Origin of the sequence: Streptococcus gwangjuense, from assembly GCF_003627155.1 — a bacterium.
GTDB lineage: Bacteria > Bacillota > Bacilli > Lactobacillales > Streptococcaceae > Streptococcus > Streptococcus gwangjuensis.
Map to the genome: position 1 here is coordinate 762,165 of NZ_CP032621.1, position 11,834 is coordinate 773,998.

Annotated in this window: 11 protein-coding genes; 4 read left to right on the forward strand and 7 right to left on the reverse strand. The window is 40.4% G+C overall.

Features of this window, described 5'->3' with window-relative positions; translation table 11 throughout:
- Positions 1–85: 85 nt before the first annotated feature.
- Both D7D53_RS03755 and D7D53_RS03760 read right to left on the reverse strand, forming a co-directional pair.
- Positions 86–826, reverse strand: a complete 741-nt coding sequence (locus D7D53_RS03755; RefSeq protein ID WP_120770177.1) for an amino acid ABC transporter ATP-binding protein — start codon at positions 824–826, stop codon at positions 86–88.
- Positions 826–2,991, reverse strand: a complete 2,166-nt coding sequence (locus D7D53_RS03760; protein ID WP_120770178.1) for an ABC transporter substrate-binding protein/permease — start codon at positions 2,989–2,991, stop codon at positions 826–828. The genes D7D53_RS03755 and D7D53_RS03760 overlap by 1 nt, the downstream gene beginning before the upstream one ends.
- A 173-nt stretch (positions 2,992–3,164) precedes the next feature.
- Here D7D53_RS03760 and D7D53_RS03765 point away from each other — a divergent pair, with 173 nt between their 5' ends.
- The 3 genes from D7D53_RS03765 (at position 3,165) to D7D53_RS03775 (ending at position 6,673) form a co-directional block, all read left to right on the forward strand.
- Positions 3,165–4,118 carry a CPBP family intramembrane glutamic endopeptidase gene (locus D7D53_RS03765; protein ID WP_120770179.1) on the forward strand — a complete coding sequence of 318 codons (954 nt, stop codon included), beginning with the start codon at positions 3,165–3,167 and terminating at the stop codon, positions 4,116–4,118.
- 76 nt (positions 4,119–4,194) lie between these two features.
- On the forward strand, positions 4,195–6,183 hold the full coding sequence (gene uvrB, locus D7D53_RS03770; protein ID WP_120770180.1) for an excinuclease ABC subunit UvrB: 1,989 nt from the start codon (positions 4,195–4,197) through the stop codon (positions 6,181–6,183).
- Between the two features lie 22 nt (positions 6,184–6,205).
- Positions 6,206–6,673 carry an 8-oxo-dGTP diphosphatase gene (locus D7D53_RS03775; RefSeq protein ID WP_033687068.1) on the forward strand — a complete coding sequence of 156 codons (468 nt, stop codon included), beginning with the start codon at positions 6,206–6,208 and terminating at the stop codon, positions 6,671–6,673.
- Here D7D53_RS03775 and D7D53_RS03780 read toward each other — a convergent pair.
- The 5 genes from D7D53_RS03780 to coaB form a co-directional block, all read right to left on the reverse strand.
- On the reverse strand, positions 6,670–7,185 hold the full coding sequence (locus tag D7D53_RS03780; protein WP_120770181.1) for a transcription repressor NadR: 516 nt from the start codon (positions 7,183–7,185) through the stop codon (positions 6,670–6,672). The genes D7D53_RS03775 and D7D53_RS03780 overlap by 4 nt on opposite strands.
- 11 nt (positions 7,186–7,196) lie before the next feature.
- Positions 7,197–7,724, reverse strand: a complete 528-nt coding sequence (locus D7D53_RS03785; RefSeq protein ID WP_120770182.1) for an ECF transporter S component — start codon at positions 7,722–7,724, stop codon at positions 7,197–7,199.
- Positions 7,725–8,013: 289 nt separating this feature from the next.
- A complete protein-coding gene (locus D7D53_RS03790) occupies positions 8,014–8,577 on the reverse strand; it encodes an ECF transporter S component (protein WP_000747406.1) in 564 nt (187 codons plus the stop codon).
- Complete coding sequence (coaC, locus tag D7D53_RS03795) at positions 8,561–9,112, reverse strand: phosphopantothenoylcysteine decarboxylase (RefSeq protein WP_120770183.1); 552 nt, start codon at positions 9,110–9,112, stop codon at positions 8,561–8,563. The genes D7D53_RS03790 and coaC overlap by 17 nt, the downstream gene beginning before the upstream one ends.
- An 11-nt stretch (positions 9,113–9,123) precedes the next feature.
- Positions 9,124–9,813: a phosphopantothenate--cysteine ligase gene (gene coaB / locus D7D53_RS03800; protein WP_120770184.1), complete on the reverse strand. Its 690-nt coding sequence runs from the start codon at positions 9,811–9,813 to the stop codon at positions 9,124–9,126.
- A 225-nt stretch (positions 9,814–10,038) separates the two neighbouring features.
- Between coaB and D7D53_RS03805 the strand changes: the two genes are divergently transcribed.
- On the forward strand, positions 10,039–11,709 hold the full coding sequence (locus D7D53_RS03805; protein WP_120770185.1) for a formate--tetrahydrofolate ligase: 1,671 nt from the start codon (positions 10,039–10,041) through the stop codon (positions 11,707–11,709).
- Positions 11,710–11,834 lie beyond the last annotated feature (125 nt).

An 11,834-nucleotide genomic window follows, 5' to 3' on the forward strand; every position in this document is an offset into this window, starting at 1 on the left:
CTTAATTCTAACATAATTTTCCGAAAAATCAAAAAATCCAATACGAGATAGAAAAAAACTGCAAGGAAATCCTTACAGTTTGCGTTTAGACGTTTAAGACCTTGTCCAAGAACTCTTTCAGACGAGGGTGTTGAGGGTTGTCAAAGATTTGATCAGGTGTTCCGTCTTCAAGGAACTCGCCATCTGCAGTAAAGATAACGCGGTTGGCAACCTGACGGGCAAATCCCATCTCATGGGTTACGATGATCATGGTCATACCTTGCTCAGCCAATTCCTTCATAACGTTTAGTACGTCTCCGACCATCTCAGGGTCAAGAGCGGAAGTTGGCTCATCAAAGAGCATGATATCAGGATTCATGGCGAGTCCACGAGCGATAGCCACACGTTGTTTTTGACCACCTGATAGGCTATCTGGATTAGCATTAGCTTTATCTGCTAGCCCAACCTTGTCAAGCAATTCCATTCCCAATTTCTCAGCTTCTTCCTTAATCATCAACTTGTGCTCAATAGGAGCAAAGGTGATATTGTCCAATACAGACATATGAGGGAAGAGGTTGAAGTGTTGGAACACCATTCCGATATTTTCACGAACGTGGTCAACGTTGGTTGTTTTTTCAGTTAAGTCATAACCGTTCACAGTGATGTGACCACTCGTAACTTCTTCTAGAAGGTTGAGGCTACGAAGGAAAGTTGACTTACCAGAACCTGAAGGACCGATGATACAAACAACATCTCCTTCATAGAACTTAGTCGTAATTCCTTTTAAAACTTCATTTTTTCCATAGTGCTTGTGTAAATCATTTACATCAATTTTTAATTTTGCCATTAACGAATCCTCTTTTCTAAGCGTTTCGCCAGTCTAGTCAAAAGTGTGATAATTACAAGATAGAAGATAGCAAGGATTGCATACATCTTGAAACTTTGGTAGTTACGGGCGATGATAATCTTACCAGTTTGGAAGAGTTCAACCAAACCGATAGCAGATACGATGGTTGTATCTTTAAGAGCGATAACGAATTGGTTAACAAAGTTTGGCAACATCAATTTAGTTGCTTGTGGCAAGATAATCTTACGCATGGTTTTTCCATAAGAGATCCCCAAGCTTCGGCTGGCTTCCATTTGACCAACTGGAACAGCTTGAATACCACCACGAACGATTTCAGCAATATAAGCTGCTGCATTGAGTGAGAGGGCAATAGTACCAGCTACGAAGTCGTTAATTGGACTTTGTTGTCCTGTGATGGACTCGATGAAGTTTGGAATTCCCCAGAAGATGAAGGCTGCAAGAATCATCAAAGGAATACCACGGATAACGTCAACGAAAATCTCAGAGATTACACGAAGAGATTTGTAGGGGCTAACACTAAACATACCGAAGATAATCCCGATAACAATGGCAATAGCAAATGAGATAAGAGCTAGAGCAAGAGTGATACCAAGCCCGCTAAGGAGTTGTTTGTAGTTGTTTTGGAGCAAGCCCCAGATAGTTGTTTCATCAACAGTACTTGTTGATGAAGATGAAGATTCGCTAGCTAGGTATTTATCAAGAATCTTTTGGAATTCTCCGTTTGCTTTAAGGTTTGCAAGTCCGTTATTGAACATTTCAATCAATTCTGGATTTGCTCCTTTTTTAACGGCAAAGGCTGTTTCACCGATTGGAGTTCCAGGGATTGGTGTTTTCAATTTTTGACCTTGGCTGATAGAATATTTGAGAACAGGCTCATCATCCATAACCGCATCGATGGCACCAGTGTTTAAACTGTCATACATTGAAGAACCATCAGCGAAAGTTTTGATTTTGTAGCCGTATTTGCTTTGATTTTCAGTTAGGAAGGTTTGAGAAGCCGTTCCGTTTTTAACACCAACTGTCTTCCCTTTCAAATCTTCATAAGAAGCAATGGTACTTGATTCTTTGACACCAAGGATTGTATTGGCAGTGTAGTATGATTCTGAGAAGTCAAAAGTTGCCTTACGAGCATCTGTGACAGACATACCAGCAATGATACCATCTGCTTGACCAGCTTGGACAGCACTGATAGCTGCATCAAAACCAGGATTGGTGATTTCAATTTCAAAGCCTTGATCTTTAGCGATTGCCTTAATCAAGTCCATATCAATACCAGTAAATTGGTTGCTTGAGTTTTGGAACACAAAAGGTGCAAAAGAAGAATCACTTGCAATGATGTATTTAGCTTTAACAGGAGTTGCTTTTAGACCAGTTGCAGTCGTTGTGGTTGGTACTGCTGAAGAAGATGATGCAGTCCATTTCTTGATGATTTTATCAAGACTACCATCTTTTTTCATTTCAGCCAATGCCTGGTTAAATTCAGTGACTAGGTGCTCGTATTTGCTTCCTTTTTTAACACCGAAAGCAAAACTTCCTACAGCTTCACCGTCCATTTCAATATGGAGGTCTTGACCTTGGTTGATGGCATATTCGATAACAGGTTTGTCATCCATCATGGCATCGATGGCACCAGCACTCAAGCTGTTGTTCATCAAATCACTAGTGTCAAATGTTTTAATAGTAAAGCCGTATTTATCTTTGATTGTTTCAAGAAAACGTTGAGCAGCAGTTCCGTTTTTAACACCAACGGTTTTGCCAGTTAATTGGTCATATTTACTAATCTTGTGTGCCTTTGTAGTTGCAATGACAACTTTTGTATCATAGTAAGTATCAGACATGGTGAAGACTTTTTCACGTTCTTTAGTTTTTGTCATCCCTGCCATGATAGCGTCAGCTTGACCAGCTTGAACCGCATTGACCGCTGCATCAAATCCAGGATAGGACATCTGAATATTCCATCCTTTAATCTCTGCGACTTTGTTAATAATGTCAACATCAATTCCTTTATAAGTTTGATCTGAATCTTTAAACTCAAAAGGTGCATAGGCGGTATCAGACACAATCTTAATCGTCTCAGCTTTTGCAATACCTAATGAGAAAATTGGGAATAAAATTAGCAAAAATGCTAGAAATTTTTTCTTCATTTTTAGTCTCCTTTTCCGAATATTTTCCCATTATATCAGAAAAAACTAAAAAATGCAAATCTAGGGGCTTTTATGTTAGAAGATATAACATAAAAGTCCTTTGTTTCTTTATTGAATTGCTACTATAAAGTGCTATAATAATGGTATATAATAGAAGAAAAGAGGACAGGCATATGAAGAACAAAAGAATATTTAAAGACTTCCAAGCTTCAAAAATGAGTTTAAACATTTACACAAGCCCCTTGTTAGCCTTTGTTTTTGTCTTCATAGGAGAGTTTGTGGCTTATACTTTATATGGTATTAGTTTGTTAGCTCTCGTCGGACTTGCTAGAAATTTTGGAGAAGCTGGTCAAAATCTTGCAAGCTACTTACAGACCTTGCAACAGAGCTTGACGGATAAAACAAGTGATTTTCATTTAATTTTAGAATTGCTGGCCTTTGGTTTTATTCTCAACACAGTGTTCAGATGGACTGGAAAAGTTGAGAAAAGACCTATTCGAACTTTGGGATTTTATAGAGAAAATTTCCTCAGCAGTCTTCTGAAAGGTTTTGGGCTAGGTCTGGCACTTTTTCTTCTTACTTTGTTAGGTTTAGTGGCCTTGGGGCAGTATCATTTTGAGTCTATTCACTTGAATCCTTACTCGCTTGTCTTTGTTGTCTTTACTATCCCATTTTGGATTTTACAGGGGACAGCAGAAGAAGTGGTTTCCCGTGCATGGCTCCTTCCTCAATTGGCATCAAGAACTAATTTAAAACTTGCTGTTCTTATATCTAGCCTATTCTTTACCCTGCTTCATATGGGGAATTCTGGTCTAACACCTCTATCTCTAATGAATCTCTTCTTATTCGGAGTTGCCATGTCACTTTATCTCCTCAAAACAGATACAGTTTGGGGGGTAGCAGGTATTCATGGCGCTTGGAATTTTGCTCAGGGCAATCTCTTTGGGATTTTAGTTAGTGGTCAGCCGTCAGGAACGTCATTGATGACCTTTTTACCACAAGGCAATCAAGGCTGGCTATCAGGTGGATCTTTTGGTATTGAGGGTTCCATCATGACAAGTCTGGTCTTACTACTGCTGATTGTCTATCTCGCCTATCAATTAAAGAAAGAAAATGAAAGGATGTGACTTCGGTCCGTCCTTTTCTTCGTGAAAATGCTACAAGTATGCTAAAATAGGAATAGCACATCGAGAGAGGATTCTTATGATCAATCGTATTACAGACAATCAATTTAAACTAGTATCAAAATATCAACCATCAGGAGACCAACCCCAAGCTATCGAGCAGTTGGTTGATAATATCGAGGGTGGAGAAAAAGCTCAGATTCTGATGGGGGCGACCGGAACAGGGAAGACCTATACCATGAGTCAGGTCATTTCCAAAGTCAATAAACCAACTCTGGTTATTGCCCACAATAAAACTCTAGCAGGACAGCTCTATGGGGAGTTTAAGGAATTTTTCCCTGAAAATGCAGTTGAGTACTTTGTGTCTTACTATGATTATTACCAACCTGAGGCCTATGTCCCTTCCAGTGATACCTATATTGAAAAGGACAGCTCTGTCAATGACGAGATTGACAAACTCCGCCACTCAGCGACTTCAGCCCTTCTGGAGCGTAATGATGTTATTGTCGTTGCCTCAGTCTCTTGTATCTATGGTTTGGGTTCGCCCAAGGAATACGCTGATAGTGTCGTTAGTCTCCGTCCAGGTCTTGAAATTTCTCGTGATAAACTCTTAAATGACTTGGTCGATATTCAGTTTGAGCGAAATGATATTGATTTCCAACGTGGAAGATTTCGCGTTCGTGGGGATGTAGTGGAGATTTTCCCAGCCTCTCGTGATGAACATGCCTTTCGAGTAGAATTCTTTGGAGATGAAATTGACCGTATTCGTGAAGTTGAGGCTCTGACAGGTCAGGTGTTGGGAGAAGTGGATCATTTGGCTATTTTCCCAGCTACTCACTTTGTGACCAATGACGACCACATGGAAGTTGCCATTGCCAAGATTCAGGCCGAATTGGAGGAGCAACTAGCTATCTTTGAGAAGGAAGGTAAATTACTTGAAGCCCAACGTTTGAAACAGCGAACAGAGTACGATATCGAAATGTTGCGTGAGATGGGCTATACCAATGGGGTTGAAAATTATTCTCGCCACATGGATGGACGTAGCGAAGGTGAGCCTCCTTATACCCTTCTCGACTTCTTCCCAGATGATTTTTTGATTATGATTGACGAGAGTCACATGACTATGGGACAAATCAAGGGCATGTACAATGGAGACCGTTCGCGTAAAGAAATGCTAGTAAATTATGGTTTTCGTTTGCCGTCTGCTCTGGACAATCGTCCTCTTCGTCGTGAAGAGTTTGAAAGCCATGTCCATCAGATTGTCTACGTTTCAGCGACACCAGGTGATTATGAAAATGAACAAACTGAGACAGTGATTGAGCAAATTATTCGTCCGACAGGGCTATTGGATCCTGAGGTGGAAGTACGTCCGACCATGGGACAGATTGATGACCTCTTAGGTGAAATCAATGCCCGTGTTGAAAAGAACGAGCGAACCTTTATCACCACCTTGACCAAGAAAATGGCAGAAGACTTGACCGACTACTTCAAGGAAATGGGCATCAAGGTCAAGTACATGCACTCGGATATCAAGACTTTAGAGCGGACAGAGATTATCCGTGACCTGCGCTTGGGTGTCTTTGATGTCTTGGTCGGAATTAACCTGCTCCGTGAAGGAATTGACGTTCCTGAAGTGAGCCTCGTAGCCATTCTTGATGCTGACAAGGAAGGTTTCCTTCGTAACGAACGTGGACTCATCCAGACCATTGGACGTGCCGCCCGTAACAGTGAAGGTCATGTAATCATGTATGCGGACACCGTTACTCAGTCTATGCAACGTGCTATCGATGAAACTGCTCGTCGTCGGAAAATCCAAATGGCCTATAATGAAGAGCATGGTATCGTACCACAGACAATCAAGAAAGAAATCCGTGACCTGATTGCTGTGACCAAGGCGGTTGCTAAGGAAGAAGACAAGGAAGTTGACATCAATAGCCTCAACAAACAAGAGCGCAAAGAACTTGTTAAGAAACTAGAAAAACAAATGCAAGAAGCCGTCGAAGTGCTTGACTTTGAACTAGCAGCTCAGATCCGTGATGTGATGTTGGAAGTCAAGGCGTTGGATTAGAATATTACCTAAAGGAGAAAATATGTCCCGTTCCCAATTAACGATTTTAACAAACATTTGTCTGATTGAAGATCTCGAAACCCAGCGCGTGGTTATGCAGTATCGCTCTCCTGAAACCAATCGCTGGTCTGGTTATGCCTTTCCAGGAGGTCATGTAGAAAATGGTGAGGCTTTTGCGGAGTCTGTCATTCGTGAAATCTACGAAGAAACAGGGTTAACTATCCAAAATCCTCAACTTGTCGGCATTAAAAATTGGCCTCTGGATACAGGCGGGCGCTATATCGTCTTTTGTTATAAGGCGACTGAGTTCTCTGGTACCCTTCGCTCTTCAGATGAAGGAGAAGTTTCTTGGGTGCAAAAAGACCAGATTCCAAACTTGGATCTGGCCTATGATATGTTACCATTGATGGAGATGATGGAAGCTCCTGACAAATCTGAATTTTTCTACCGCCACCGTACAGAAGATGGCTGGGCGAAGAAAATCTTCTAGTCTTTTACTAAATAACCTAGCTGATCTAAGGCCTCCTCGATATAGTGGAGGTCTTGTTGTGTTTCGGCTTCAACTAGGTGGTAATGGATACCATCTGTTAATTCAGACAGAGGTCTAAAATCTGAATGCTCAACTTGTTCTAGAAAATGTTGCACATCTCTACGACAAGACAGTTTCAGCAAGGTTTCAATTTCTCCATAGACGGGATGGTCAATCAAGGTATTTTGAACACGTCCACCATTATCAACGATAGCAAGGAGTTCTTGACCGATTTCTTCAACTTCATGTTTCACTTTGAAAAGTTTGTGAACATAAGGATTGGTTTCAACTTGCTTATAGACGTAGCCACGATTGGTGGATAGGATAGGAGCGCCATCGGCTCTTAAAATTGCAATGTCCTGTACAATGACCTGGCGTGTAACATGAAAATGTTCAGCTAAACTTTGGCCATTGAGGGCTTTAGGAGTTTCTTTCAAGAGTTGGAGCAGAGCTTGTTTGCGATCTTTTGTCATAGCTTTTCCTTTTAACGGCGTTTTCGAAGCACTTTATAGACAGCTAGTGCTAATGTATAGTCTACCATACTATGGATAATTGTGCCAAATCCAACTAGCACAAATAGAACATAAAACATATTTTCTACATTGGTACCAGAAGTTGCGTAAAAAACGACACAGGCCAATACTTCAGCAAGGGCATGAACGACAGCTAACACAAAGTTGAAAATCCAGGAAGATTTTGGTTTATCTAGGGTATCGGGGAATTTTTGTAGGTAAAGAGCTCCTAGGGTACCAAAAACGATATGAGAGAAAGCTCTAAAAACGATAACCATGGGATAGCCAGCCATCAAAAATCCAAAACTAGAAGCTATGATGACAAAAATTGCCATCAAGGGCGATAAGAACATGGCAATAAAAATAGCGATGTGACTTCCCAAAGTGTAAGAAGCAGGTGGAATGACAATCTTAAAGGGCATAACAATTGGAATCAAAATCGCAATAGCTGTTAAGAGGGCAGTCATTGTCATAAATTGTGTCTTTTTCCGTGTATTCATAATAATCTCCTTTTTCACTGTATATACACTAGTATAGTACAATAAACCAGACAATAAAGCAAGGATTTACTTGAGTTTATAGGCTATTTTTAAGTTAATGCTCTTCGAAAATCTCTTCAAACCACGTCAGCTTCCATTTGCAACCTCAAAACCGTGTTTTGAGCAACCTGTAGCTTGCCTCCTAGTTTGCACTTTGATTTTCTTTGAGTATAAATATTTGTAAAGATTTCACTAAAAAAAACTGTATAGAGCAAAATCTCCACCTTCAAGCTTGAAAGTGGAGATGTTTTTATTTTTTCAAAGTCTGTAGTCTTGGAACAATGGCTAGGGTTAGAACTGCGGAAATGACTAATTCTGCAATGGAGTTTGTTGAGATAACGGTTGCTAGGAGTTTTTGGATATTACCATCAAAGACATTTCCAAAAAGGTAGAAAATTCCACCAAGTACAAAGACTGTATTGGTAAGTGAACCAAGGGCACCAGCTAGAATCAGACCAGTTTTATTTTTCATCAGTTTATAGACTAGATAAGGAGTTAAACCAATCAAAATACGTGGAACGATGGCAATGATAGCTGAGTAGATGTTTCCGTTTGGGACGAATGGTGAGAAGAGGTAGCTTGTTGGTAGAATCGTAATTGTATTAACCGTCAAACTAAGTAACCCCATCAAAAATCCAAGTGTAATCCCAACTCGTGGTCCGTAGATAATGCTGGCAATAATGACAGGAATATGAACAATGGTCGGTTTGATTGGGAATGGAAAAAGGTTAAAGATAAGTGAGCTCAGAAAGTGTATCACGAGCATGGTTGCAAAAAAGATAGCAATGGGTGCAATATTAGAGCGTTTTTTCATCGAGAGTTTCCTTTATTCTTTCTAAAATAATTGTGAGGTCGGCTAAAGCTCCTCGTCCATGGTCGCCACAAGCTAGTAGGGATTCTTTTGGAGCAATCAGCTGATAGCCGTAGCTTTCTAATGTTTTTAGATTAGCCTGAGTTGTTGGATGGTCATACATTTTTGTATTCATTGCTGGTGCGATGAGTTTTGGGATATGACTTGGCAAGGCTAGAGCCGTACTGGTCACCATGTTGTCCGCAAAGCCGTGGGCTAGTTTTGCAATAGTGTTAGCAGTAGCAGGGGACACGATAAATAAATCTGCTTTTTTTCCCAGTTCTATATGATTGACTTGAGCAGGATAGGGTTCCTTCATGACATCTAAGTGGACGAAATTCTGTGAAAGTGCCTGTAGTGTCAAAGGTTGGATAAACTCTGTAGCAGCCTGAGTCATTAAAACAGTGACTTGATGACCTTGTTTTTTTAGAGAACTGACTAAATCTGCCGACTTATAAGAGGCGATTGAGCCCGTTACAGCCAAGAGAATATGTGCCATAGCTTTCCTTTCTAAGAATGATAGGCTTGAATTTTTTCAAGGAGGAGTTTTGCAATTTCTTCTTTAGTGTTAACCGTTTGAAGATAATCTTTCTCAACAAAGATTGCACGATGCTGGTTTGCTGATATTTGAGTTAGATCATTGGCTATAATCAACTCTGCTTGGTTTTTGATAAGACTTTTTCTAGCAATGTCAACCAGATGATCTTCGGTAACTTCAACCAGCAGTTTAAAGCCAATCAGATGAATAGCAGGATTCCATTCCTTGACTAGGGAGATGATTTTGGGTGTCTTTTTAAGGAACAAAACCTGAACCTCATCAGTTGAAGAAATCTTAGCTTGATGATTCTGCTTGCTTAAAAATTCTTCTAGATTGGAGCTAGCCTGAACTTCCTCAACCCCTGTCATATAAACAGGAGTGTAGTCGGACACCGCCATTGAGTGAATCAAAACCTGATAATCTGCAACACGTTCTTGCATTTCTATTAGAAGGTCCTTGGTATTGTTAATTTCTCGAATATTTAGGTTGGGATGGGCTTCTGGCTTCAAAGCTTGTTTTGTAGTAATTAAACAAACTTCATGCCCTGCAGCAAGCAAAGTTTCTGTGATGATTTTGCCCAGGCGACCTGTAGAATGGTTAGTGATAGAGCGGACGCTATCGATAGCTTCACTGGTACCGCCCGATGTAACTAAAATTTTCATAGCACTATTGTACACAAAAATAAACGGTAAGTAAAATGAAAGCAATAAAAATTTGGTAAAAGGAAAGAATATAGTTTCAAACTATAAAGCCATATAAAATTTAAGAAAGGGCTCTAAAAACCTTAAAAACAGGGATATTTACGAACGTTTAGAGAGTTTTAGGATGTTAAAAATCTTGTTTTGTGTTATAATGAATTATCATATAAGAGGTTAGAGGAGTTTTGAATGAAAACAGATATTGAAATTGCACAGAGTATTGAGTTGAAACCAATCGTTGATGTTGTAGAGAAACTTGGTATTTCTTACGACGATTTGGAGTTGTACGGAAAGTACAAGGCTAAGCTCAGCTTTGATAAAATTCGTGCAGTTGAGAGCAATCCGGTTGGAAAATTGATTCTGGTTACTGCCATCAACCCAACACCTGCAGGTGAAGGAAAATCAACTATTACCATTGGTCTTGCGGATGCCTTGAACAAGATTGGCAAGAAAACCATGATTGCTATTCGCGAACCATCTCTTGGTCCAGTAATGGGTATCAAGGGTGGTGCCGCTGGTGGTGGTTACGCTCAAGTTCTGCCAATGGAAGACATCAACCTTCACTTCACTGGAGACATGCATGCTATTACAACTGCCAACAATGCTCTTTCTGCCTTGATTGACAACCACTTGCACCAAGGAAACGAGTTGGGAATTGACCAACGTCGTATCCTCTGGAAACGTGTTGTGGACTTGAACGATCGTGCACTTCGTCATGTTACAGTTGGGCTTGGTGGTCCTTTAAATGGTATCCCACGTGAAGATGGTTTTGACATTACAGTTGCTTCAGAGATCATGGCCATTCTTTGCTTAGCAACGAACATAGAGGACTTGAAACGACGTTTGGCTAATATTGTTATTGGTTACCGCTATGACCGTACACCTGTTTCTGTAGGTGATTTGCAGGTTGAAGGTGCCTTAGCTTTGATTTTGAAGGATGCGATTAAGCCGAACCTGGTTCAGACAATTTATGGTACGCCTGCTTTTGTACACGGTGGTCCATTTGCCAATATCGCTCACGGATGTAACTCTGTCTTGGCAACTACAACAGCACTTCACTTGGCTGATTACACTGTTACTGAAGCTGGTTTTGGTGCAGACCTTGGTGCTGAAAAATTCCTTGATATCAAGACACCAAACTTGCCAACATCTCCAGATGCAGTTGTCATTGTTGCAACCCTTCGTGCCCTTAAGATGAATGGTGGTGTGGCTAAAGACGCTCTTACTGAAGAAAACGTAGAAGCAGTTCGTGCAGGTTTTGCTAACTTGAAACGCCACGTTGAAAATATCCGTAAATTTGGAGTACCTGCAGTTGTAGCAATCAATGAATTTGTTTCTGATACAGAAGCTGAAATTGCAGCCTTGAAAGAACTTTGTGCCTCAATCGATGTACCAGTTGAGTTGGCAAGTGTCTGGGCTGATGGTGCGGAAGGTGGAGTAGCTCTTGCTGAAACGGTTGTTAAGACTATTGCTGAAAACCCATCTAACTATAAACGTTTGTATGACAATGACCTTTCTGTCCAAGAAAAGATTGAAAAGATTGTTACTGAAATCTACCGTGGTAGTAAAGTGAACTTTGAGAAGAAAGCTCAAACACAAATCGCTCAAATCGTTCAAAACGGTTGGGACAAATTACCAATCTGTATGGCTAAAACTCAATATAGTTTCTCAGATAATCCAAATGCACTTGGAGCACCTGAAAACTTTGAAATTACCATTCGCGAATTGGTGCCAAAATTAGGTGCAGGCTTCATCGTTGCCCTAACTGGTGATGTCATGACCATGCCAGGACTTCCAAAACGACCAGCAGCTCTCAATATGGATGTTGAAAGCGATGGAACCGTTCTAGGCTTGTTCTAATAGTTTAATTGAATTCAAATGAGTTTGGAAATAATATCCAAGCTCATTTTTTATCTAGATATAAGAAGTTGCCTTCTACACGTAACCAGTCTAGGTAAAGATATTTTCCTTGAATTCTGATATAA